The sequence below is a fragment of the Lentzea sp. HUAS TT2 genome (assembly GCF_051853195.1).
In the GTDB taxonomy this organism is placed as follows: domain Bacteria; phylum Actinomycetota; class Actinomycetes; order Mycobacteriales; family Pseudonocardiaceae; genus Lentzea.
The window spans coordinates 9,536,306-9,556,871 of the sequence record NZ_CP196667.1 but is presented as its reverse complement, the minus strand read 5'-3'; the positions used below and the strand labels follow the sequence as shown (position 1 = coordinate 9,556,871).

The 20,566-nt window shown below is 68.9% G+C and carries 28 protein-coding genes and 1 pseudogene; 19 read left to right on the top strand and 10 right to left on the bottom strand.

What is annotated here, in order from left to right:
* Positions 1-2 precede the first annotated feature (2 nt).
* The 4 genes from ACSHWB_RS45225 (at position 3) to ACSHWB_RS45210 (ending at position 3,811) form a co-directional block, all read left to right on the top strand.
* Positions 3-2,042 carry a heavy metal translocating P-type ATPase gene (locus ACSHWB_RS45225; RefSeq protein ID WP_439659500.1) on the top strand — a complete coding sequence of 680 codons (2,040 nt, stop codon included), beginning with the start codon at positions 3-5 and terminating at the stop codon, positions 2,040-2,042.
* Between the two features lie 22 nt (positions 2,043-2,064).
* Entirely contained in the window at positions 2,065-2,445 is a 381-nt protein-coding gene (locus tag ACSHWB_RS45220; RefSeq protein ID WP_439659499.1) for a hypothetical protein, read from the top strand.
* Between the two features lie 77 nt (positions 2,446-2,522).
* A complete protein-coding gene (locus ACSHWB_RS45215; protein WP_439659498.1) occupies positions 2,523-3,215 on the top strand; it encodes a DsbA family protein in 693 nt (230 codons plus the stop codon).
* A gap of 20 nt (positions 3,216-3,235) precedes the next feature.
* The gene (locus tag ACSHWB_RS45210) at positions 3,236-3,811 is read left to right on the top strand and encodes a vitamin K epoxide reductase family protein (RefSeq protein ID WP_439659497.1); all 576 of its coding nucleotides are present in this window, start codon (positions 3,236-3,238) and stop codon (positions 3,809-3,811) included.
* Positions 3,812-3,827: 16 nt separating this feature from the next.
* Here ACSHWB_RS45210 and ACSHWB_RS45205 read toward each other — a convergent pair whose 3' ends face one another.
* Complete coding sequence (locus ACSHWB_RS45205; protein ID WP_439659496.1) at positions 3,828-4,460, bottom strand: class I SAM-dependent methyltransferase; 633 nt, start codon at positions 4,458-4,460, stop codon at positions 3,828-3,830.
* 124 nt (positions 4,461-4,584) lie between these two features.
* Here ACSHWB_RS45205 and ACSHWB_RS45200 point away from each other — a divergent pair, with 124 nt between their 5' ends.
* Positions 4,585-5,097, top strand: a complete 513-nt coding sequence (locus ACSHWB_RS45200) for a DinB family protein (RefSeq protein WP_439659495.1) — start codon at positions 4,585-4,587, stop codon at positions 5,095-5,097.
* On the opposite strand, the gene ACSHWB_RS45195 is transcribed toward ACSHWB_RS45200, so the two are convergent.
* Positions 5,090-6,106, bottom strand: a complete 1,017-nt coding sequence (locus ACSHWB_RS45195; RefSeq protein WP_439659494.1) for a flavin-containing monooxygenase — start codon at positions 6,104-6,106, stop codon at positions 5,090-5,092. The genes ACSHWB_RS45200 and ACSHWB_RS45195 overlap by 8 nt on opposite strands.
* A gap of 56 nt (positions 6,107-6,162) precedes the next feature.
* Entirely contained in the window at positions 6,163-6,999 is an 837-nt protein-coding gene (locus ACSHWB_RS45190; RefSeq protein ID WP_439659493.1) for a helix-turn-helix domain-containing GNAT family N-acetyltransferase, read from the bottom strand.
* A gap of 98 nt (positions 7,000-7,097) precedes the next feature.
* Between ACSHWB_RS45190 and ACSHWB_RS45185 the strand changes: the two genes are divergently transcribed.
* Positions 7,098-8,429 carry an FAD-dependent oxidoreductase gene (locus tag ACSHWB_RS45185; RefSeq protein WP_439659492.1) on the top strand — a complete coding sequence of 444 codons (1,332 nt, stop codon included), beginning with the start codon at positions 7,098-7,100 and terminating at the stop codon, positions 8,427-8,429.
* A gap of 158 nt (positions 8,430-8,587) precedes the next feature.
* Positions 8,588-8,794 carry a hypothetical protein gene (locus ACSHWB_RS45180; RefSeq protein WP_439659491.1) on the top strand — a complete coding sequence of 69 codons (207 nt, stop codon included), beginning with the start codon at positions 8,588-8,590 and terminating at the stop codon, positions 8,792-8,794.
* On the opposite strand, the gene ACSHWB_RS45175 is transcribed toward ACSHWB_RS45180, so the two are convergent.
* Together ACSHWB_RS45175 and ACSHWB_RS45170 are read right to left on the bottom strand one after the other, a co-directional pair.
* The gene (locus ACSHWB_RS45175; protein ID WP_439659490.1) at positions 8,787-9,188 is read right to left on the bottom strand and encodes an arsenate reductase ArsC; all 402 of its coding nucleotides are present in this window, start codon (positions 9,186-9,188) and stop codon (positions 8,787-8,789) included. The two genes, ACSHWB_RS45180 and ACSHWB_RS45175, sit on opposite strands and share 8 nt — an antisense overlap.
* Before the next feature lie 28 nt (positions 9,189-9,216).
* Positions 9,217-9,858, bottom strand: a complete 642-nt coding sequence (locus ACSHWB_RS45170) for a three-helix bundle dimerization domain-containing protein (RefSeq protein ID WP_439659489.1) — start codon at positions 9,856-9,858, stop codon at positions 9,217-9,219.
* 85 nt (positions 9,859-9,943) lie between these two features.
* Here ACSHWB_RS45170 and ACSHWB_RS45165 point away from each other — a divergent pair, with 85 nt between their 5' ends.
* The 4 genes and pseudogenes from ACSHWB_RS45165 (at position 9,944) to ACSHWB_RS45150 (ending at position 12,376) form a co-directional block, all read left to right on the top strand.
* Positions 9,944-10,273, top strand: a complete 330-nt coding sequence (locus tag ACSHWB_RS45165) for an ArsR/SmtB family transcription factor (protein ID WP_439659488.1) — start codon at positions 9,944-9,946, stop codon at positions 10,271-10,273.
* 40 nt (positions 10,274-10,313) lie between these two features.
* Positions 10,314-11,417 carry an ACR3 family arsenite efflux transporter gene (gene arsB / locus ACSHWB_RS45160; RefSeq protein WP_439659487.1) on the top strand — a complete coding sequence of 368 codons (1,104 nt, stop codon included), beginning with the start codon at positions 10,314-10,316 and terminating at the stop codon, positions 11,415-11,417.
* Positions 11,404-11,487: pseudogene (locus ACSHWB_RS45155) on the top strand (FAD-dependent oxidoreductase); the annotation flags it as partial. The gene arsB and the pseudogene ACSHWB_RS45155, both read left to right, overlap by 14 nt.
* Before the next feature lie 49 nt (positions 11,488-11,536).
* The gene (locus ACSHWB_RS45150) at positions 11,537-12,376 is read left to right on the top strand and encodes an NAD(P)-binding domain-containing protein (RefSeq protein WP_439659486.1); all 840 of its coding nucleotides are present in this window, start codon (positions 11,537-11,539) and stop codon (positions 12,374-12,376) included.
* Here the strand turns inward: ACSHWB_RS45150 and ACSHWB_RS45145 are convergent.
* Positions 12,366-12,719: an ArsR/SmtB family transcription factor gene (locus ACSHWB_RS45145; protein WP_439659485.1), complete on the bottom strand. Its 354-nt coding sequence runs from the start codon at positions 12,717-12,719 to the stop codon at positions 12,366-12,368. The two genes, ACSHWB_RS45150 and ACSHWB_RS45145, sit on opposite strands and share 11 nt — an antisense overlap.
* 79 nt (positions 12,720-12,798) lie before the next feature.
* On the opposite strand from ACSHWB_RS45145, the gene arsM reads away from it, so the two are divergent.
* The 4 genes from arsM to ACSHWB_RS45125 all read left to right on the top strand — a co-directional run bounded on the left by arsM (position 12,799) and on the right by ACSHWB_RS45125 (position 15,059).
* Positions 12,799-13,683 (top strand): arsenite methyltransferase, encoded by an 885-nt coding sequence (gene arsM, locus ACSHWB_RS45140; RefSeq protein ID WP_439659484.1) that lies wholly within the window; start codon positions 12,799-12,801, stop codon positions 13,681-13,683.
* Between the two features lie 39 nt (positions 13,684-13,722).
* The gene (locus ACSHWB_RS45135; protein WP_439659483.1) at positions 13,723-14,058 is read left to right on the top strand and encodes a hypothetical protein; all 336 of its coding nucleotides are present in this window, start codon (positions 13,723-13,725) and stop codon (positions 14,056-14,058) included.
* Complete coding sequence (locus ACSHWB_RS45130; RefSeq protein WP_439659482.1) at positions 14,055-14,495, top strand: MerR family transcriptional regulator; 441 nt, start codon at positions 14,055-14,057, stop codon at positions 14,493-14,495. Before ACSHWB_RS45135 ends, ACSHWB_RS45130 begins: the two co-directional genes overlap by 4 nt.
* 228 nt (positions 14,496-14,723) lie before the next feature.
* Positions 14,724-15,059, top strand: a complete 336-nt coding sequence (locus tag ACSHWB_RS45125) for a YnfA family protein (RefSeq protein ID WP_439664790.1) — start codon at positions 14,724-14,726, stop codon at positions 15,057-15,059.
* 71 nt (positions 15,060-15,130) lie between these two features.
* Here the strand turns inward: ACSHWB_RS45125 and ACSHWB_RS45120 are convergent, their stop codons facing one another.
* From ACSHWB_RS45120 to ACSHWB_RS45110, 3 genes are all read right to left on the bottom strand, one after another.
* On the bottom strand, positions 15,131-15,394 hold the full coding sequence (locus ACSHWB_RS45120) for an alkylmercury lyase (RefSeq protein ID WP_439659481.1): 264 nt from the start codon (positions 15,392-15,394) through the stop codon (positions 15,131-15,133).
* A gap of 321 nt (positions 15,395-15,715) precedes the next feature.
* Entirely contained in the window at positions 15,716-16,315 is a 600-nt protein-coding gene (locus ACSHWB_RS45115) for a cadmium resistance transporter (RefSeq protein WP_439659480.1), read from the bottom strand.
* A gap of 73 nt (positions 16,316-16,388) precedes the next feature.
* Positions 16,389-17,675, bottom strand: a complete 1,287-nt coding sequence (locus ACSHWB_RS45110; protein WP_439659479.1) for an APC family permease — start codon at positions 17,673-17,675, stop codon at positions 16,389-16,391.
* A gap of 80 nt (positions 17,676-17,755) precedes the next feature.
* On the opposite strand from ACSHWB_RS45110, the gene ACSHWB_RS45105 reads away from it, so the two are divergent.
* Both ACSHWB_RS45105 and ACSHWB_RS45100 read left to right on the top strand, forming a co-directional pair.
* Positions 17,756-18,520 (top strand): ArsR family transcriptional regulator, encoded by a 765-nt coding sequence (locus tag ACSHWB_RS45105; RefSeq protein ID WP_439659478.1) that lies wholly within the window; start codon positions 17,756-17,758, stop codon positions 18,518-18,520.
* Entirely contained in the window at positions 18,517-18,894 is a 378-nt protein-coding gene (locus ACSHWB_RS45100; protein WP_439659477.1) for a VOC family protein, read from the top strand. The genes ACSHWB_RS45105 and ACSHWB_RS45100 overlap by 4 nt, the downstream gene beginning before the upstream one ends.
* Before the next feature lie 26 nt (positions 18,895-18,920).
* Here ACSHWB_RS45100 and ACSHWB_RS45095 read toward each other — a convergent pair whose 3' ends face one another.
* Positions 18,921-19,514: a class I SAM-dependent methyltransferase gene (locus ACSHWB_RS45095; protein ID WP_439659476.1), complete on the bottom strand. Its 594-nt coding sequence runs from the start codon at positions 19,512-19,514 to the stop codon at positions 18,921-18,923.
* On the opposite strand from ACSHWB_RS45095, the gene ACSHWB_RS45090 reads away from it, so the two are divergent.
* Positions 19,513-19,977 (top strand): MerR family DNA-binding protein, encoded by a 465-nt coding sequence (locus ACSHWB_RS45090; protein WP_439659475.1) that lies wholly within the window; start codon positions 19,513-19,515, stop codon positions 19,975-19,977. The two genes, ACSHWB_RS45095 and ACSHWB_RS45090, sit on opposite strands and share 2 nt — an antisense overlap.
* A 92-nt stretch (positions 19,978-20,069) precedes the next feature.
* Complete coding sequence (locus ACSHWB_RS45085; protein ID WP_439664789.1) at positions 20,070-20,405, top strand: YnfA family protein; 336 nt, start codon at positions 20,070-20,072, stop codon at positions 20,403-20,405.
* Positions 20,406-20,566: the final 161 nt, after the last annotated feature.

Here is a 20,566-nt window from a genome sequence, read left to right as displayed (position 1 = left end):
TCGTGGCTGACGAGTGCTGCGGACCGCAGGAGCCGCGTTCGAGGACGGCGACGGTGCAAGGCGACCAGCAGGTCGACGACCACGACGGCGACCACGGCCCCGAAGAGGGGCCGGGAAGCTTGTGGCAGGTCCGCGAGCTGCAACTGGCCGCCGTCGCTGCCGTGCTGCTCGCGGCCGGCTGGTGGGTCGGGTCCGCAGGATCTGAGTTGGTGGGCAACGGTCTGACGTTGGCCTCGGCGGTGGTGGGCGCTGCCTCGTTCGTGCCGGGCGCGGTGCGCAGCCTGCTGCGGCGCCGGGTCGGCGTGGCCACCCTGATGACCATCGCCGCCATCGGCGCGGTCGCGTTGGGGCAGCTCACCGAGGCCGCCATGCTCGGTGTGCTGTTCTCGATCGCCGAGGGCCTGGAGCACTACGCCATCGTCCGGACTCGCCGGGGCCTGCGGGCGTTGCTCGGCCTGGTGCCGCCCACCGCCTCGGTGTTACGCGACGGCGCCGAGGTTCAGGTGTCGCCGGATGAGCTCGTGGTCGGCGACCGGATGGTGCTGCGTCCAGGTGAACGTGCCGCGACGGACGGGATCATCCGCACCGGCCACACGAACCTGGACCTGTCCGCGATCACCGGCGAGTCGGTACCCGTGGAGGCCGGGCCCGGCGACACCGTGCACGCCGGCGCGATCAACGGCGGCGGCGCGATCGAGGTCGAGGTCGCCGCACGGGCCTCGGACTCCTCGCTGGCCCGCATCGTCCACATCGTCGAGGAAGCCCAGGACCGCAAGGGCGTCGGGCAACGCCTCGCCGACCGCATCGCCCGCCCGCTCGTTCCCGCGATCATGATCCTGGCCGCGGCCATCGCCGGGATCGGCGCACTGCTGGGTGACCCCATGCTGTGGCTCGAACGAGCGTTGGTCGTACTCGTCGCCGCCTCTCCGTGCGCGCTGGCGATCTCTGTTCCGCTGACCGTCGTCGCCGCGGTCGGTGCGGCGAGCCGGCAGGGTGCGCTGATCAAGGGCGGTGCCGCGCTGGAGGAACTGGGCCGCATCGGCACGGTCGCGCTGGACAAGACCGGCACGCTGACCCGCAACGCCCCGCGCGTGGTGGACGTCCTGCCCGCCGGAGAGAACACCCGCGAGCAGGTGCTGGCCGTCGCCGCCGCCCTCGAAGCCCGCAGCGAGCACCCGCTGGCCCGCGCGATCCTGCAGGCCACGGACACCGTGCCGGCCGCGGACGACGTGACCGCGGTACCTGGTCACGGCCTGACCGGCACCCTCGACGGCGCCTCGGTGCGGCTCGGCAAGCCCGGCTGGGTCGATGCCGGAGCGCTGCGCGGCGAGGTCGAACGCCTTCAGCAGGCAGGCGCCACCGTCGTGCTCCTCGAACGGGACGGAACTCTGCTCGGCGCCGTCGCGGTCCGCGACGAGCTCCGCGACGAGGCCCCCGAGGTGGTCAGCAGGTTGCGTGGCCTGAACATCGACACCGCGATGCTCACCGGAGACAACACCGCCACCGCAACGGCTCTGGCCGGCCAGGCGGGCATCACCACCGTCCACGCCGAACTCCTGCCCGAGGACAAGGCCACCCTGGTCGAACGGCTGCGCAACGGCCGCAAGATCGCCATGGTCGGCGACGGCGTCAACGACGCCCCGGCGCTGGCCACCGCCGACGTCGGCATCGCCATGGGCGCCATGGGAACCGACGTGGCGATCGAGACCGCCGACGTCGCGCTCATGGGGGAGGACCTCCGCCACCTGCCCCAGGTCCTCGCACACGCACGGCACGCCCGCCGGGTGATGCTCCAGAACGTCGGCTTCTCGCTGGCGATCATCGGCGTGCTGATCCCGCTCGCCGCCTTCGGCGTCATGGGCCTCGCCACCGTCGTGTTCATCCACGAGTTCGCCGAGGTCCTGGTCATCCTCAACGCCATCCGCGCCGCCAAGAGCACCCCACTGCCCGAGGTCACCACCGTCACCCCGGCCACGCCGCAGGCGCTGAACCTCACCGCACCGAACAAGCAGGGCGACTCGGGCTGCTGCGACGCCTGCTGAAGTGCCCGCTAGCCTGGAGCGCGTGCCCGGCGCCAGCCTGATGCGGAAGATCGCGCGAGTCAGTCTCGTGCGCGTCTTCGCCGTGCTCGCGCTGGTCGTCGGGATCGCGCTGCTCCAAGGCACACCGTGCGAACGCGATGTCGCCTCGACGGGGCAATGCACGGTCTCCATCGCACAGGTGGTCGCCGACTCGGCGATCACCGCCGGCGCGGAACTGCCCGGCGACCTCGGCGGCGTACCCGAGGCCTGTCTGGCGCTACTGCTGGCCGTGCTGCTCGCCGTCACGGGACTTCGCCTGCCCGGCTTGATCCTTGTGGGCGCGGTGACCACGCCCCTGCCGTGGCGGATCACTGATCGGCGGCCGGAAGTCCGCCTGGCACAACTCTGCGTGCTGAGGACCTAGATCGCGCTGTGCCGAGCTTCAGTCTCGGCGGCGCTCGATTCCCTCCACTCTTCGCACCGTTGCAGAGGTATGTCGTCATGACCAAGAACGCCCGGATCTCATTGATCATCATCGCTGTCGTCGTGGTGGTGGTCGGAGGCCTCATCCTGATCAGCAAGCTCACCGGATCCCCAACGCCGCCACAGCAGCAGCCGGGCTCCGGCAACGCCGTCGGGCCGGTCGCGGCACCGGCGGCGGAGCTGCTCGTGCGGCCTGACAGCCACAAGCTCAACGACGCGCCCAATGCCAAGGTGACCGTCGTCGAGTTCCTCGACCTCGAATGCGAGGCCTGCCGCGCGGCCTATCCCGGAGTGGAGAAGCTGCGCGAGGAGTACGGCGATCGCGTCACGTTCGTGATGCGTTACTTCCCGGTTCCCAGTCACCGCAACGCCGAACTCGCCGCCACCGTCGTCGAGGCCGCGGGCAAGCAGGGCAAGCTCGAAGCGATGTACAAGCGCATGTACGAGACCCAGGCCAACTGGGGCGACCAGCAGGTCTCGCACCGGGAGACGTTCTTCGGCTTCGCCCGCGAACTCGGCCTGGACATGACGAAGTTCGAAGCCGACGTGAACGACCCGGCGACTCTGGAGCGCGTGCTCAAGGACCGCAAGGACGGCACCACCGTCGGAGTCCAGGGCACGCCGACGTTCTTCATCAACGGCAGCAAGTTCACCGGCAGGCCCAGCTACGACGGGCTCAAGGCCGTGATCGACCAGGAACTGGCCAAGTGACCTCGACCGAGGCCCCTTTCGTGACCAGGCTGCTCCCGTGGGTGCTCACGGTGGGTGGCGGGATCGGCCTGGTCGCGGCCTTCGTGCTGACCGTCGAGAAGATCGCGCTGCTCCGAAACTCCGACTACGTACCGACTTGCAGCATCAACCCGGTGCTGAGTTGCGGCTCGATCATGAAGACCGAGCAGGCGGAGGTGTTCGGCTTTCCCAACTCGTTGCTCGGCATCGCCGGGTTCGCCGTGCTCGTCACGATCGGCGTGCTGCTGGCGACCGGCGCCGCGTTGCCGCGCTGGTGCTGGTTGGGACTGCAGGCCGGTGTCACGTTCGGCGTCGTGTTCGTGCACTGGCTGATCTTCCAGAGTTTGTACGTGATCGGCGCGCTGTGCCCGTACTGCATGGCCGTGTGGGCGGTGATGATCCCGATCTTCTGGTACACGACGTTGCGCAACCTGGAACAGGGACATCTGCCGTCGCCGCGGCGGGCGACGACTGCCTTGGCTGGCTACCACAGCGTGGTGCTCATCCTGTGGTACCTGCTCATCGCCGGTGCGGTGCTGCAGGCGTTCTGGTTCTACTGGACGACGTTGGTCGAGTAGCTCGCCTGGAGGCCGGTCACTCGGCTGGTTTGCGGGCGACGAGCCGCTCGACCAAGCCGAGCTTGAAACGTTGCCGCTGCTCGATGTCCAGGCCGCGAGCCTTGACCTGGTTCAGCGGTCGACGGAGAAAGTGTTCGCCCGCCAACGGGATCGTGATCCGCTCCACGATCCACTGCACGCCCCTGGCGAGACGCGACGAACTGGACACGTGGTCGACGAGGATCAACTGCCCGCCAGGACGCAGCACTCGGACCATCTCGTCCACGGCGGACTCGTGGTCCGGGATCGCGCACAGTCCCAGCGTGCACACGACCGTGTCGAAAGAGGAGTCGGCGAACGGCAGGGCGTGAGCGGTGCCCTGCCGCAAGGTCACCTCGCGGCCGAGGTCTTGCGCGCGGGAGCGGGCCAGAGCGAGCATCTGCTCGCTGAGGTCCAGGCCGGTGACGGCGACGCCGTCGGGATAGTGCGGCAGGTTCAGACCGGTGCCGACAGCGACCTCGAGCACGTTCCCGGAGGCCTGGGAGCAAGCCCAACGGCGCGAGTCGCCGAAAAGCCGGCGGTCCAGTACGCCGATCTCGTTGTCGTAGTTCGCCGACTTGCGATCCCAGTACCGTTGCCAGCGGGTGGTGCGATCGTCGGTCTGCGCCATGGTTCCTCGCCCCCGGTTCGTCCCCATCGGTCGCCGCCCCACCAGCGAAGCACGATCGCCGTGCTCGCCGCATCCGGGACAACCCGGAGTTGAGCGCCGTGCCATGTCGGCGCACTATGAGCAGGTGGACAGATCAGCGGTTCACGACGACCTCGATCGGGCGCGCTCGGCGTTCCGCGCCCTGCTCGACGATGCCACGGATCAGGAGCTGAGGCGCCCCTCGAACGGCACGCGCTGGAACAACCGGCAGTTGCTGTTCCACATGTTGCTCGGATTCCTGATCATGCGGGCGTTGCTGGCGCTGGCGCGGATCGTGGCTCGCCTGCCGGATCGGGTGGGGCGTGGCTGGGCGGTGCTGCTCAACGTGGCAACGAAACCTTTTGACGCAGTCAACTTCCTCGGTTCATGGCTTGGCGGGAGCGTCATGCCTCGCGGGGCGATGGTCGTGCTGTGCGACCGCACGATCGCGGCACTGCACCGTCGCCTCGACCAGGAAACCGAAAGTGGTCTGACGAAGGGCATGCCCTACCCGACTCGCTGGGACCCGTTCTTCCGCGAGTTCATGACCGTGGCGGACCTCTACCGCTTCCCGGTGCAGCACTTCGACTTCCACCGGAACCAGCTCTCGCTCACTTGAGCAGGCGGCGCACCACCTGCACGGCGTCACGCCCGACGCCGCGCAAGGTCGCGGAGGAGAGGCTGCGCTGCCATTCGAGGCCGACGAAGCCGAGGCCGCGGTGGTGCCGGGAGATGCCGCGGTTGTGCTCGGTGCTCAGCGCGCGCAGGTACGGAAGGTCGGGGCGGTACCCGGTGGCCAGGACGATCGCATCGACGTGTTCGCGTTGCCCGTCCGGCCAGATGGCTTTCGAGTCCTCCAGCGCGGTGAACATCGGCCGGCGGTCAGGGCGGTCTCGTTCGAGGGCCGCGCGGTATCGGCCGGTGTCGAGAACCGGCGGGTGGAATCCGTCGGGCAGCCAGGGGCCGATCGGGAGGATGTCGAGGCCGGTGCGGTCGAGCCAGAAGTGCAGGTCGCGGCCGAACCGGCGTTGGGCGGAGAACCTCACCGGCTTGCGGGTCGCGAGAGTGACGTCGGCGTGCTCGGCGAGCTCGGTGGCTATCTGGACCGCCGAGTTGCCGGCACCGACCACGACGACACGCCGGCCACGGAACGGTTCGGGCGAACGGTACTGCGCGGCGTGCAGCACGGCGCCGGGGAACTCGTCGAGGCCAGGCAGAGCTGGCCTGTACGGCGTGCCGAACCCTCCGGTGGCGGCGATGACGATCGGCGCGTTGACGCTCGCGCCGTCCGTTGTCATCACGCGAAATCCTTTGTCGCGCAACACTACCGCTACACGTTGGCCTGTCCGGATGTCGGCGTCGAGACGTGCGGCATAGCCGCGCAGGTAATCGACGACTTCATCGCGGTGCGGATAGTGCTCGGGATCGCCGGGAAACGGAAGGCCCGGTAAGGCGCTGTAGCGGGCGGGGGAGAACAGGGTGAGGCTGTCGTAGTAGTGCGGCCAGGAGCCCACTGGCTCGTCGCCGGCTTCCAGCACGAGCGGGCGCAGTCCTGTGCCGATGAGGGCGTGGGCGGTGGCGAGTCCGGACTGGCCGGCGCCGATGACGATGGCGTCGTGGCTGTTCATGGGCACCTCGAAGTAGCCGTCATCGTGTCCGGCGGCGGTCGTGGCGGGCTTGGGATCTAGTTGGTGGCTCGGCGTTCGAGGAAGACGGTGTCGCGCCACACGCCGTGGTGTTGCGCGATGCGTTCGCGGACGCCGAGGGTGCGGAAGCCCGCGGAGTGGTGCAGAGCGAGGCTGGCGCGGTTCTCCGGAAAGATCGAGGTCTGCAGCGTCCACAAGCCCGCGTGATCGGCTGCGTTGACCAGCTTGTGCAGCAGGGCTTTGCCGACGCCTCGGCCGCGGAAGTCGGTTGAGACGTAGACGGAATGCTCGGCGACGCCTGCGTAGCAGTCCCGTGTGGACACCGGTGTCGCCGCTGCCCAGCCAGCGACCGCGCTGTTGACCTCGGCGATCCAGCGGTGGTCGCGCAGCCATTTGGCGTCGAGCGCTCTGCGCTGCGGGACCTGGGTTTCGAACGTCGCGTCTCCGGTCGCGATGCCATCGGCGTAGATGCGGCGCACAGTGGTCCAGTCGTCGTCGCGCATCGCGCGGACCGTCACGTCGGCCGGGAGGTTGTCCGGACAGCAGGGGCGTGGCGCCAGCACGCCCATGACGATGTCGGCCGCGTGCGGCAGACCGGTGCAGCACGACGGGTTCACGGAGACGTGCGTCGCGGTGCCTTCCTTGTGCATCAGCAGGAATCCGACCTCGGCGAGCTTGCGCACGTGGTGCGAGCAGGTGGACTGGCTGATGCCAACCAGGTCGGTCAGTTCGCCGACCGTCATCGCCCTTCCGGAGGTCGCGACCGCATGCAGCAACCGCACGCGGGTCGGTTCGGCAAGGCACGCGAACCAGTCCGCGTAGGTCGTGGCGTCCTCGGCGGGCAGCACGGCGGGCGTGGCCGCTGTCGTCGTCATGGCTGAAGTATCGACACGGATCGATGGTTGCGTCAATCGATCCCGGTCGATACAGTCCGCCGTGTTGATTTGAAATTTGTCGATACAAGGGGTGCGTCGTGAGTGGGTTGCCGGTCATCGTGGTGGGTGCTGGACCTGCGGGTTTGTCCGCGGCGGCGCACCTGGCCGAGCGGGGTGAGCAGGTGCTCGTGCTGGAGGCGGGCGACCGGGCGGGTGCCGCTGTGTCGCAGTGGAACTACGTCCGGCTGTTCTCGCAGTGGAGCGAACTCGTCGACCCGGCGGGCGAACGTCTGTTGAACAAGACCGGGTGGGCGCGCCCGGACGGTGACGCGTACCCGAGCGGTGGCGAGTGGGTGGAGAGCTACCTGCGACCGCTCGCTGAGGCGCTGGGCGACCGGGTCCGGTTCGGTGCGCGCGTCGTGGGGGTTGCTCGACGTGGGCGGGACCGAATCGTTGATGCCGGGCGTGAGGACGAGCCGCTGACCGTGCATGTGGAGACCGCGGCGGGGGAGGAGCGGATCACGGCGCGTGCGGTGATCGACGCGTCCGGCACGTTCGGCTCACCGAATCCACTGGGCGGCGACGGCCTTCCCGCAGTGGGGGAGAAGGCGGCAGCCAGCAAGATCACCTACCGGGTGCCGGACCTCGTGGCCGAACGCGCCCGGTACGCGGGCAAGCGGATCGCGGTCGCCGGTAGCGGTCACTCCGCGTTGACCGCGTTGGTCGTGCTGGCAGGTCTCGCCGAGCAGGAGACCGGCACGGAAATCGTGTGGGTGCTGCGTCGCGGTGCCGTCGGCAACGCGTTCGGTGGTGGCGAGGCGGACCAGCTGCCGGCGCGTGGTGCGCTGGGCTTGCGGGCCAGGAAGGCCGCCGAGGCCGGGCACATCACTACCGCGACCGGGTTCCGCACGGTTGCCGTCGAGCGGGCGGAGGACGGCCGTCTCGCGCTGGAGTCGTTCGACGGCCACCGGCTCGAGGGGATCGACGAAGTCGTTGTGCTGACCGGGTTCCGGCCGGACCTGTCGTGGCTGTCGGAAGTTCGCCTCGACCTGGACCCGGTGCTGCAGGCGCCGACGAGGCTCGCGCCGTTGATCGACCCGAACGTCCACTCGTGCGGCACCGTCTACCCACATGGTGAAAGCGAGCTGCGGCACCCCGAGCAGGGTGTCTACCTGGTCGGCATGAAGAGCTACGGCCGGGCGCCGACGTTCCTGTCGCTCACGGGCTACGAGCAGGTGCGGTCTGTCGTGGCCGCGATCGCCGGCGACCACGAGGCTGCGGGGCGCGTCGAGCTCGTGCTGCCCGAGACCGGGGTGTGCGGCGGCGCGGGTGCGTTCGACGCGCCGGACGAGCAGACGAACGAGGGCGGCTGCTGCGGCTCGCCGGAGCACGGTGAGCTGACGATCGGCCTCGCGCCCAGTGCACGCTGACCCGACGGCGCGGCCGGCATCGACGCCGGGCCGCGTGCTGATCTTGTTGTGGGCCAACGAGATCATTGGCTGGGGCGTGCTTTACCGCGCCTTCCCTGTTCTGGTGCCGACCACCAGCGCGCGTTGCGAGTGGTCGCTCGTGGTGGGCAGGCATCGCCGTGGCCGCGTGGCTCGGCGGTGTTCTCAGCGTCCTGCGGCAGAACCTGCGCTTCGCCACGGTCACGGTCGCCGGCTCCGTCGTGGGTGCGTTGCTCGGTGGCTTGTTGGGAGATGTCCCTGACCTGATCCTCATCCCCGGACTCGCCGCCATGCTGTTGCTATCCGCGGTGAAGATCGCTCTGCACAAGCGAATGCGCGTCAGTTGAGCAGTTCGGCGACCAGGCCGCGCACTCGGCGGTCGATGTCGTCGCGGATCGGCCGGACGGCGTCGATGCCCTGTCCGGCCGGGTCTTCGAGTTGCCAGTCGAGGTAGCGCTTGCCTGGGAAGACCGGGCAGGTGTCGCCGCACCCCATGGTGATCACCACGTCGGACGCCTCGACATCGTCGTATTGGAGTTTGGAGGGCACCTCGGCGGTGATGTCGAGTCCCCACTCCGCCAACGCCGCCGCAGCAGCGGGGTTGACCTTCTCCGCGGGCTCGGACCCGGCCGATCGCACGCGGATTCGTCCCATGCCGTAGTGCTGCAGCAGTGCCGCGGCCATCTGGGAGCGGCCCGCGTTGTGCACGCAGACGAACAGCACCTCGGGGGTCTTCGTCACAGTGGATCTCCTTGTTGCTGTCGTCACTTCAGTCGTGGAGCAGTTCGGACAAGAGGCCGCGGACGCGCCGGTCGACGTCATCACGGACCGCCCGCACCGTGTCGAGCGAGGCACCGGCCGGGTCGGCGACGTCCCAGTCGAGGTAGCGCTTGCCGGGGTAGACCGGGCAGGTGTCGCCGCAGCCCATGGTGACGACGACGTCGGCGGCGCGCACGACCTCATCGGTCAGCGGCTTCGGGAACGCCTCGGTCAGCTCGATGCCCAGTTCGGCGAGCGCGTCCGTCACGGTCTTCGGGATGTTTCCGGTGGGCTTGCTGCCGGCGGAACGGACGGAGACCTTGCCGAACGCGTGGTGTTCCAGCAGTGCGGCGGCGATCTGCGAGCGTCCCGCGTTGTGCACGCAGATGAACAGCACCTGCGGCACGGTGATCGTGGTCAGGCCGTCGGCGCGGCCCTGGTCGGTCAGCCTCTGCCTGGCGAACCGCGCGGTCAGGACCGGCAGGTAGGTGGTGATGGTCGCGCTGTCGGCGAGCAGGTCGTAGGTCTCGACCACGACCTTCGCGACGGTCTCGCGGGAGAACACGCCATGGACTTTGTCGGAGAGTTCGTCGGTGATCCGGAGCAACTGGGCGGTGAGCTCGTGCTGGGGGAGTCCGCAGGTGCGAGACATCAGATCTCCTTGGACCGAAGTATGTCGATGCAGATCACACTCCGTGTATCGACTTTTGTCAATCCAAGCGGCTATGGTCTTGCTCATGACGAGCCCCGACCGGACGCTGCTCGACTCGGCGACCGCCGCGCGCCTGTTCAAGGCGCTCGGCGACCCGATCCGCGTCGAGTTGGTCGGCCTCGTGCGTCGGACCGAGGGTCAGGAAGCGTGCTTCTGCGACCTCGCCGACCAGTTCGACATGCCGCAGTCCTCGCTGAGCCACCACCTCAAGATCCTTGTGCAGGCCGGCGTGCTGAGCCGGGAACGGCGAGGCACCTGGAGTTGGTACCGCATCGACAACGCCGCTATTGACACCCTCGCCGCTGCGCTCGCGCCTGGTGGGCCGCTGCGCGACACCAGCGCCTGCTGCGACTGACCTGACCCACCATCCGTTCCCGGCGCTCAGTCGTCGGGCGATGGCCCCTGCCCTGACCCAGGAGAACCTGTTGAGCACCAAGGAAACAACGGCACCGGACGTCCTGCACCGACTGTCCTTCCTGGACAGGTTCCTGCCGGTGTGGATCGGCGTCGCCATGGTCGCCGGCCTGCTGCTCGGCCGGTTCGTCCCCGGTCTGCAGGCCGTGCTGGACGCGGTGAAGATCGGCGAGGTGTCGCTGCCGATCGCCCTGGGCCTGCTGCTGATGATGTACCCGGTGCTCGCGAAGGTGCGCTACGACAGGCTCGACACCGTCACCCGCGACAAGCGCACGATGGTGCTGTCGCTGGTGCTGAACTGGGTGCTCGGCCCGGCGCTGATGTTCGCACTGGCCTGGATCTTCCTGGCGGACCTGCCCGAGTACCGCACCGGCCTGATCATCGTCGGCCTCGCCCGGTGCATCGCGATGGTCATCATCTGGAACGACCTCGCGTGCGGCGACCGCGAGGCCGCCGCGGTGCTCGTCGCGCTGAACTCGGTCTTCCAGGTCGTCATGTTCGGCGTGCTCGGCTGGTTCTACCTCGACCTGCTACCGGGGTGGCTCGGCCTGGACACCGCCGCCGTCGACTTCTCCGCGTGGGAGATCGCCCAGTCCGTGCTGATCTTCCTCGGCATCCCGCTGCTGGCCGGCTACCTGAGCCGGAGGCTGGGGGAGCGCTCGAAGGGCAGGGAGTGGTACGAGTCGAGGTTCCTGCCCCGTGTCGGCCCGATCGCCCTGTACGGCCTGCTGTTCACGATCGTCATCCTCTTCGCGCTTCAGGGCGAGAACATCACCGGCCGGCCGCTCGACGTCGCCCGCATCGCGCTGCCGTTGCTCGTCTACTTCGCCATCATGTGGGCGGGCTCGTACGCGCTGGGCAAGGCGTCCGGGCTGTCGTACGAGCGGACCACGACCCTGGCGTTCACCGCTGCCGGCAACAACTTCGAGCTCGCCATCGCCGTCGCCATCGGCGTCTTCGGCGTGACCTCCGGCCAGGCACTTGCCGGCGTGGTGGGGCCGTTGATCGAGGTGCCCGTGCTCGTCGGACTCGTGTACGTCAGCCTCTGGCTGCGGCGCCGATGGGCGGCTCGTGCTCAAGTCTGACGTCGTGGTGATCGGCGGCGGCCAGGCAGGGCTGGCCGCCGCCTTCTACCTGCGCCGCGCGGGTATCGACCACGTGGTGCTGACGGGCAACCCGTGCCAGGCGGTGCGTGGCCGCTCACGTGGAACTCGCTGCGCCTGTTCTCGTCGCCCGGCACAGCTCGCTGCCCGGCTGGCCCATGCCGTCCTTTCCGGACGGATATCCGACCGCCCAGCACGTCGTCGACTATCTAACCGCCTACGAGAAGCGCTACGACCTCCCCGTCCACCGGCCCGTCCAGGTGACCTCGGTGATCCGCGACGGCGATCGGATGCTGGTGCACACCGATTCCGGAACCTGGTCAGCACGGCACGTCATCAGCGCGACGGGCACCTGGTGGAGGCCTTTCCGGCCACTGCTCGACCTGCCCGGCCGCCAGCTGCACACCGTCGACTACCGCGACCCGCTCGAGTTCGCCGGTCAGCGGATCGTCGTGGTCGGCGGCGGTAACTCCGGAGCCCAGATCGCCGCCGACCTCGCGCCGCATGCCGAGCTGACCTGGATGACCCGCCGTCCGCCGCGGTACATGCCGGACGAGATCGACGGCAAAGCGCTGTTCGACATCGCCACCCGGCGCGGCAGCGTCAGCGGGCTCGGCGACATCGTGGCCGTGCCGCCGGTGCGCGAAGCCCGCGACAACGGACTTTTCATGGCCACCTCGATGGACGTCGAAGCCCTGTCCGGCGCGGATGTCGTGGTGTGGTGCACCGGATTCCGGCCGGCTCTGAGCCACCTGTCGCCGCTGCGACTGCGCGACACAGACGGCCGCGTCGCCGTCGACGGCACCACCGCCGTGGACGAGCCACGCCTGCACCTGCTCGGCTACGGCGGCTGGACCGGCCCGGCGTCCGCGACGCTGATCGGGGTCGGGCCGACCGCGAAGGTGACCGTCGCGAAGATCGCCGCGACGATCAGGCCGTGACCGTTCGCCGATCGCTCACGCTGCTCAGCATCGCGGCCATCCGGTCGGTCGTCTCCGGGCGGACCCAGTAGTAGACCCACGTGCCCCTGCGCTCGCAGTCGACCAAACCGGCCTGGCGCAGCAGCTTCAGGTGGTGCGAGATCGTGGGCTGCGACAGCTCGAACGCCGGCGTCAGCTCGCAGACGCACACCCCACGCTCGGTCCCCGAGGCGATCATCGACAGCAGTCGCAGGCGAACGGGGTCGCCCAGCGCCTTGAACATCGCCGACAGCTCGGCCGCCTGCTCCACGGCCAGCGGGTCTTCCGGCAGCGGCTCGCAGCAGCCCGGCTCTTGCTTCGACATATTTCAATATTGACGGCACTTCGGACTTCGCGCAACACTACATCGACGATCTTCGATACAGCCTGGAGGTAGACCACTCATGAGCGAGCAGACCGACCTGCGCGAGACCGTCCGTGCCCGCTACGCCGCAGCAGCGACCGCCGTCACCCGAGGCGGAGGCGGTTGTTGCGGACCACAGACCGTCGAGGTCGACGAGACCTTCGGTGCCACGCTCTACCCCGCGGCCCAGCGTGAAGAGCTGCCCGCCGAGGCCGTGGCCGCCTCGCTCGGCTGCGGCAACCCCATCGCCGTCGCTGACCTGCGCGAGGGCGAACGCGTGCTGGACCTGGGCTCCGGCGGCGGCATCGACGTCCTGCTCTCCGCACGCCGTGTCGGCCCGACCGGCAAGGCCTACGGCCTGGACATGACCGACGAGATGCTCGCGCTCGCCCTGTCCAATGCGGACAAGGCCGGCGCGAGCAACGTCGAGTTCCTCAAGGGCAACATCGAGGCCATCCCGTTGCCGGGCAACACCATCGACGTCGTGATCTCCAACTGCGTCATCAACCTGTCCGTCGACAAGCCCGCCGTGTTCGCCGAGACCTTCCGCGTCCTGCGGCCCGGCGGCCGCCTCGGCATCTCCGACGTCGTCGCCGACGACCACCTCACGCCCGCCGAGCGAGCAGAACGCGGCTCCTACGTCAGCTGCATCGCCGGAGCCCTCACCTTCACCGAGTACCGCGAAGGCCTGCGGGCCGCCGGATTCGCCGACGTCGAGATCACCCCGACGTTCCAGGCCGCGGACGGGATGCACTCCGCGATCGTGCGCGCGACCAAACCGGCCAACGTGGACGCCCAGGTCGTGACCCAGGCTGAAGCGTCGTGTTGCGGGGTCGGCTCGTGCTGCACGCCGACCGAGAAGGCAGTCGCACCGGGCGTGACGGTGGCCGAAGCAAAATCGGGTGCAGGATGCGGCTGTCAGTGACTTGCATTCGGTACCCAGGTACGGGCTTACCTTCGGAGTGTGAACACAGAAGCTGAGCTCTGGGCGCCGCAAGCCTGCACGCTGCCCACCGAGGAACGGCCCCTGCGCGTCGCCGAGTTCGACGCGCTGTTCGGGGAAGCCGTGCAGAAAGTCCGGCGCGTTGACGCCACCTCCCTGTCGCTCGACCTCCAGCCGCGGTCCGAGGTGGCTGCGCGGGCGGCCGACCTCGTGGTGCGGGAGACCGCGTGCTGCTCGTTCTTCACCTTCAGTCTGGTCGCGACCGGAGGCAGCCTGCAGTTGGAGGTCAAGGTCCCGGAGCAGCACGCCGACGTGCTCGAAGCGCTCGCGACTCGGGCGGAAGGGATGTCGGCATGAGCGGGTTGCGCGCTGGCCAGGTCGCCGAGGCCGCGGGGGTGAACCGGCAGACGCTGCGGTACTACGAGCGAGTCGGCCTGCTGAGCGAGCCTGACCGGACGCTGGGCGGGCACCGGATGTACCCGGCGGAGACGGTGACCGTCATCCGGGTCATCAAGGCCGCCCAGCGACTTGGCTTCACCCTCGACGAGGTCGCCGAGCTGCTCGATCTCGGGACGCACCGGCACGGCACGCCGGGGCTGCAAGCAAGGGCCACTGCCAAGCTGACCGAAGTCGAGGCCAGGATCGCCGATCTGGAGGTCATCCGGGACACGTTGAAGGCCGCGGTGGCCGCGGGCTGTGACGACCTCATCGCGTGCTCCCACATCCCGTCCTGCCCACTGCCGTTCGCCGGCCTCGCGGAAGGGAAGGCCGCCGATGCCGGCTCCTGCTGCTGACAAGGTCCGTCGATTCGCATGGCTCGCCGGAGCCGCCTGCCTGCTGTGCTGCCTCGTGCCGGTGCTGGGCGTCGCCGGGGCGGCGGGCTTCTTCTCGGCGATGGGCTTTGAGGACGTGTTGGTTGGTCTTGGTGTCGCCGCAGCGGCAGGCGCTGGCCTGTGGTGGGTGCTTCGTCGTCGGCGCCGACACCGGTGCGCGGGTGGGGGATGCGGCTGCCAGACTGCTGGATCATGACGGTTCTGCGTTCGGTGGTGTTGTTCGTGCTCGCCGGGGTGGCCGAGATCGGCGGCGCATGGCTGGTGTGGCAGGGATTGCGGGAAGACCGGGGTCTCTTGTGGATCGCCGGCGGTGTGCTGGCCCTCGGCGCGTACGGCTTTGTCGCGACGTTCCAGCCCGATCCGAACTTCGGGCGGATCCTCGCCGCCTACGGTGGCGTCTTCGTCGCTGGATCACTGGCCTGGGGAATGGTGCTGGACGGGTTCCGGCCGGACCGGTGGGACTACATGGGTGCCGGTATCTGCCTGGTCGGCGTTGCGGTGATCATGTACGCGCCACGTGGCTGACTCTGGATCCGGCAGGGCAGGCGATCAATTCAGCGGTGGGCGGTTGTTCTCACCATGGGACGCCAGGGAACTCACTCCTCTCCTGTTCCGCTGCGCAGGGCGGCGAGCAGTTTCGGGACGGTGGGCACGTCCAGTCGGCAGGCCCGCATCTGCGGTGCGCCGGTGTGGTCGTTCATGACGTCAACGTCGTTGACCAGGATCGTGGGAGACGGGAAGTCGCCGACGCGCTCGAGCACGGGAACGGTGAGCTCGAGTTCGTGCAGCGCAGCGGCCAACGCGGTCTTGGCCGCTGCCGCGTTGGGGCAGTCTGGTGCGAGCAACAGTTCGATGCGCATCTCATACCTCCAGAGATCGGTGTCGTGGCTCAAGGGCATCGATCATCGCGTACGCGCGTGCATCCTTCCTGCGACCAGGAGCTGTATTGGCGGGTGAGAACCTGACGAGTGTCATGACGTGGTCGCGGCTGTGCGCCTCGGTTCTGGCTGCAAGCCGCACCGGTCTCCTGATCGCGTTGGTGTGGTGGGTGGCAACACCACCCACCACACCAGATCTGTCCAGCGCGCCAGGAAATCAGTGATGCGGCTGGTGAGCACTGTCCAGCAGCCGGCTTCGGCGCGCCGTGGGTGGTCCTTCCAGCTGTATCCGGCCACTGACGATCAGAGACCGAACGCACCGCCTTCTACCAGGATCAGCACACCAATGGCGATCAGCACGACTGGCAGCGCGATGTGCCCCCAGCGCGCCAGTGCACGGGCCACCACCGGCCGGGTGGCGAAGAATCGGCCTGCCGCGCACCACACCGCCACCAGAACGAGAAAGACCACGACGAACACGACCAGGCCACCGGTTCCGGCGGTCGTGAAGACAGGCACGTAGACGCCGATGTTGTCGCCGCCGTTGGCGAAGGTGACCGCCGCGACGGCCAGAACGGTCGGCCCGTTGCCCGTGCCGGCCGATTGGTCGTCATCCGCGTCGTGGCGTTCGCGCCATGCACGCCACGCTGCGCGAAGGCCGAGCAGCAAGGGCAGCAGTCCCAGGTAGGGGATCACAGTGTCCGGAAGCAGACCTGCGCCGAGTGCTCCGACCACCGAGGCGGCCAGGATCGCGGCGAATCCCAGGTACTGCCCGGCCACCACTCGTGCTGCGCCACCACGCTGCCCAGCGGCCTGACCGAAGAAGACCGCCAAGATCACGATGTCGTCCACATTGGTCACCGCGAACATGCCGACGGCCTGACCGACCAGCCCCAGTTCCACCCCAGGTCCTCCCTGCTCCGCACCTTCGTCGCAAACATACGGAGTGAGCTGAGTTCCTCGTCGCGCGAGGTCCTCAGGTTGGCTGATCTGCCCTTGGCGCGCGCCGGGTACGTGTGATGGCGCGGCCTGTCAGACCGATCGCGAACATGGCGAGGCCGGTGAGCACGGACTGCCAGGGCAGGGTGGCGACCAGCGTGAGGCAGCCGGCGACGCCGAGGAGGTTGAGCCAGCGGGGCCAGCGGCGGTCGGAGGCCGGCTGCGTGAAGGCAGCGGTGTTGGCGATGGCGTAGTAGACGAGGACTCCGAACGACGAGAACCCGATCACGCTGCGCAGGTCGACCGTCACGACCAGAGCGCTGACCACAACGGCGAGGGCGATCTCGGCGTGGTGCGGAACCTGGTGGCGAGGGTGCACGGCGGACAACCAGCCTGGCAGATCGCGGTGCCGAGCCATGGCGAGGCTCGTCCGGCCCACGCCCGCGATCAGCGACAGCAGCGCTCCGAGTGCGGCAAGAGCGGCGCCGATCCGGACGACCGGGGCGAGGGCGCCGACCCCGGCTTCCTGCGCGGCGGTGGCCAGCGGCGCGGTCGCGGCGGCGAGCAGGTCAGGACCTGCCGCCAGCAGTGCGGCCACTCCGACGATCAGGTACACCACCACGGTGATGCCCAATGCGCGGGGAATCGCACGCGGGATGGTCCGCTGCGGTTCTCGGACCTCCTCGCCCATGGTGGCGATACGGGCGAAGCCGGCGAAGGCGAAGAACAACAGCCCGGCCGCCTGCAGGACGCCATACACGCCAACGTTTCCCGACCAGTGCAGATTGGACGCACTGACCTGCCCGCCGAACGCGATCCCTGCCACGACGATGGCCAGCGCGGTGAGGCTGGTGGCCACCAGCACGCGAGTCAGCGCGACGGTCTTGGACACACCTCGATAGTTGAGCGCGGCGAGCCCTAGAACACCAGCGACGGCCACGGCGCGTTGTGCCCACCACGGGCCAGGCACCGCGTAGGTGGCGAAGGTGAGTGCCATGGCCGCGCAGGAGGCCGTCTTGCCGACCACGAAGCCCCATCCGGCAGCGAAGCCCCACCAGTGCCCGAGCCGTTCGCGGCCGTAGATGTAGGTGCCGCCCGAAGTCGGGTAAACCGCCGCCAGTTGCGCGGAGGCAACGGCGTTGCAGTACGCGATCACCGCGGCGATGACCAGGCCGATCAACAGACCGGTGCCTGCCGCACGCGCGGCCGGGCCGAACGCGGCGAACACGCCGGCGCCGATCATCGAGCCCAGCCCGATCACCACCGCGTCACCGGTGCCCAACCGTCGTGCCAGCCGGTCACCGCCCTGGGTTCTGTCGGGCACCTCGCGCGGCCGTGGTCGCGGTGTCACACGCACCCCTGAAGGAGAAAGTCCATCAAAACGGTTTGATGTATCGTGCGGGCATGGTGGCTTCGGGTCAAGTCGTGGCCCCACCGGCGTTCGTCCGGCTGGCGGGGCATCCGCTGCGCTGGCAGCTGCTCACGGCGCTGTCCGGCGGCGACCACCGGGTTCGCGAGCTGGTGACGCTGGTAGACCAGTCGCAGAACCTGGTCTCCTACCACCTGCGGCTGTTGCGCGATGCAGGCTTCGTCACCACGACTCGCAGCACGTTCGACGGCCGCGACAGCTACTACCACCTGGATCTCGGTCGCTGCGCGGAGGCGATGGCCGCGACGGGCGCCGCTCTGCATCCCGCGCTGGGCACGGGGGCCACGCCACCGGCACGTCCGGCCGGCCGGGGGATCGCCGTGTTGTTCGTGTGCACCGGCAACAGTGCCCGCTCGCCCATCGCCGAAGCCTTGCTGCGTCACCACACAGGCGGCCGGGTCCAGGCGGTCAGCGCCGGGACCCGGCCCCGGCCCGAGCTCCACCCCGGCGCTGTGCGGGTGTTGGGCGAGTTGTTCGGCATCGACGTGAGGGACCAGCTTCCTCAGCACGTCGACGTGGTGGGCAGGCGCCGGTTCGACCGCCTGATCACGTTGTGCGACAAGGCCCGCGAGTCCCGGTTCGAGTTCGCCCAGCCTCCGCCGCGTGCCCACTGGAGCATTCCCGACCCGGTTGGCGCCGACGACCTCGCGTTCCGCCGCATCGCGGCCGACATCGACACCCGTGTCCGGTACTTGTTGCCCACGCTCACCGCATCGCAGCACGAGGAGGTTTCGTCGTGACCGCATCCGAGTACGCCAGCATCCGCTACCTCGTCGAGGACGTGCAGGCGGCCGTCGACTTCTACACCGCCCACCTCGGCTTCACCCTGAACACCAACGCGGCACCCGCCTTCGCCGATGTCCTGCGCGGCCCACTACGTCTCCTGCTGTCCGGCCCCACCAGCTCGGGAGCCCGTGCGACGCCCGAAGATGCCACGACCGCCGGCCGCAACCGCATCCACCTCATCGTCGACGACCTCGACGCAGAGATCACGCGGCTCCACGACGCCGGTCTCCCGATCCTCAGCGGGCCGGTGTCCGGGCCTGGCGGACGACAGATCCTGCTCGCCGACCCCGCGGGCAACCTCATCGAAATGTTCCAGCCCGCCAGGTGATCGAACGCGCGGAAGCAGTCGCGCCGTCAGTTTCTGCTCACCAGCAGGTAGCGCTCGTCCTCGATCCGGCGCCCCCACAAAGCAGGGTCGTCGAGCCTCCTGACAGTGGTCTCCTGACGGACCTCCGCGACGAGTGCTCGACACTCCTCAGCTGTCAGCCCTGCACCCGTCGACCAATGGCCCTCGATGAGCAGGAGAAGACCGCCGGGCTTGAGGAGGTTCACCCAGGTGGTCAACGCGGCAGCGGGGTCAGGCAGCGCCCAGAGCACATGCCGGGCCAGCACCACGTCGCAAGACGCTGGTGCGTAGGGAGGTTGGGACGCGTCTCCCTGCGTGAACTCGGCGGGCACGCCAGCGGCGTTCGCCTTCGCCGCTGCGGCTGCCACCATTCGCGGTGAGAGGTCAACGCCACGGACATCGTGGCCGGCTCGCGCCAGGAGCACGGCCAGACTGCCAGTGCCGCACCCGAGGTCTACGACGGACGCCGGACTCGGCGGCATGAGAGGCAGCAGCAGAGCCGACCACGCCTCGCGCACCTCAGGATCAAGCAACCCGTGATCCGGTTCGAGGTCAAAGGCTGCCGCCTGCGCATCCCAGAACTCGCGCACCGCATTCGTCATGTGTCCAGCTTCCCAGAGATGCCTGCAGTGGAGTCGGCCGCCGCAGTGGCGCGGGCGCTGGGCGATTCCACCCGGCTGCGGATCGCGGCGGCGGATGTATCCGCCGGAGACGGTTGTCATGATCCGGGTCATCAAGGCCGCCCAGCGGCACGGCCTCACCCTCAATGAGGTTGCCGAGCTACTCGACCTCGGCGCGCACAGGCACGGCAGACTGGGCCCGCAGACTCGCGCGATCGTCAAGCTGGCCGCGGTCGAAGCCAAGATCGCGGATCGGGAAGTCATTCGCAGCACGCGGAAGGCCGCGGCGGCGGCGAGATGCGACGACCTTCATCGCCTGCTCGCACGTCCAGCTCGTCGCCGTTCGCCGGCCTTGCCGAGGGCCTGCTGTTCTGCCTTCTACCTGTGCTGGTCGTCTCTGGGGCGGCAGGTGTCTTCTCCACGATCGGCTTCCGGGATCTTCTGATCGGTCTCTTGGTCGCCGTCCTCGCGGCATCGGTACATGGTCGTTCGTCTGCACCGGTGTGCCGGCCACGGTTGTGCGTGCCAAACTTTTGGATCATGACGGTTCTGCGCTCGGTTGTGTTGTTCGTGCTGGCCGCGGTGGCGGAGATCGGCGGCGCCTGGCTGGTGTGGCAGGGAATCCGGGAAGACCGGGGTCTGCTGTGGATCGCGGGAGGCGTGCTCGCGCTCGGCGCGTACGGGTTCGTCGCGACGTTCCAGCCCGATCCGAACTTCGGCCGGATCCTCGCCGCGTACGGCGGAGTCTTCGTCGCCGGCTCGCTTGCCTGGGGCATGGTGCTGGACGGCTTCCGGCCGGACCGGTGGGACTACATCGGCGCGGGGATCTGCCTGGTGGGGGTCACCGTGATCATGTACGCACCCAGGGGTTGACGCCGGCTCGTTGCCCGGCCGACCTCGTTCCCTGTTCACCCAGCCAGAGCACCACGCGCAGTGTTCATGGCAGCCGCTCCAGACGTCCCGTCATCGCGCCATGCCAACTAGACCGAGCGAAGTTCACGTGAGGTGAACTCTTCCCTTGTCCCCTCGGGCTC

What these genes read in the sequence shown, in the direction of transcription:
- ACSHWB_RS45205 (WP_439659496.1), bottom strand. Translation starts at nt 4,460, where the DNA reads ATGGCGCAGACCGACGATCGCACCACCCGCTGGCAACGGTACTGGGAT.
- ACSHWB_RS45120 (WP_439659481.1), bottom strand. Translation starts at nt 15,394, where the DNA reads ATGCGCATCGAACTGTTGCTCGCACCAGACTGCCCCAACGCGGCAGCG.
- ACSHWB_RS45145 (WP_439659485.1), bottom strand. Translation starts at nt 12,719, where the DNA reads ATGTCGAAGCAAGAGCCGGGCTGCTGCGAGCCGCTGCCGGAAGACCCG.
- ACSHWB_RS45170 (WP_439659489.1), bottom strand. Translation starts at nt 9,858, where the DNA reads ATGTCTCGCACCTGCGGACTCCCCCAGCACGAGCTCACCGCCCAGTTG.
- ACSHWB_RS45190 (WP_439659493.1), bottom strand. Translation starts at nt 6,999, where the DNA reads ATGACGACGACAGCGGCCACGCCCGCCGTGCTGCCCGCCGAGGACGCC.
- ACSHWB_RS45090 (WP_439659475.1), top strand. Translation starts at nt 19,513, where the DNA reads ATGTGTCCAGCTTCCCAGAGATGCCTGCAGTGGAGTCGGCCGCCGCAG.
- ACSHWB_RS45195 (WP_439659494.1), bottom strand. Translation starts at nt 6,106, where the DNA reads ATGAACAGCCACGACGCCATCGTCATCGGCGCCGGCCAGTCCGGACTC.
- ACSHWB_RS45095 (WP_439659476.1), bottom strand. Translation starts at nt 19,514, where the DNA reads ATGACGAATGCGGTGCGCGAGTTCTGGGATGCGCAGGCGGCAGCCTTT.
- arsB (WP_439659487.1), top strand. Translation starts at nt 10,314, where the DNA reads ATGGCCCCTGCCCTGACCCAGGAGAACCTGTTGAGCACCAAGGAAACA.
- ACSHWB_RS45130 (WP_439659482.1), top strand. Translation starts at nt 14,055, where the DNA reads ATGAGCGGGTTGCGCGCTGGCCAGGTCGCCGAGGCCGCGGGGGTGAAC.
- ACSHWB_RS45165 (WP_439659488.1), top strand. Translation starts at nt 9,944, where the DNA reads ATGACGAGCCCCGACCGGACGCTGCTCGACTCGGCGACCGCCGCGCGC.
- ACSHWB_RS45105 (WP_439659478.1), top strand. Translation starts at nt 17,756, where the DNA reads ATGGTGGCTTCGGGTCAAGTCGTGGCCCCACCGGCGTTCGTCCGGCTG.
- arsM (WP_439659484.1), top strand. Translation starts at nt 12,799, where the DNA reads ATGAGCGAGCAGACCGACCTGCGCGAGACCGTCCGTGCCCGCTACGCC.
- ACSHWB_RS45215 (WP_439659498.1), top strand. Translation starts at nt 2,523, where the DNA reads ATGACCAAGAACGCCCGGATCTCATTGATCATCATCGCTGTCGTCGTG.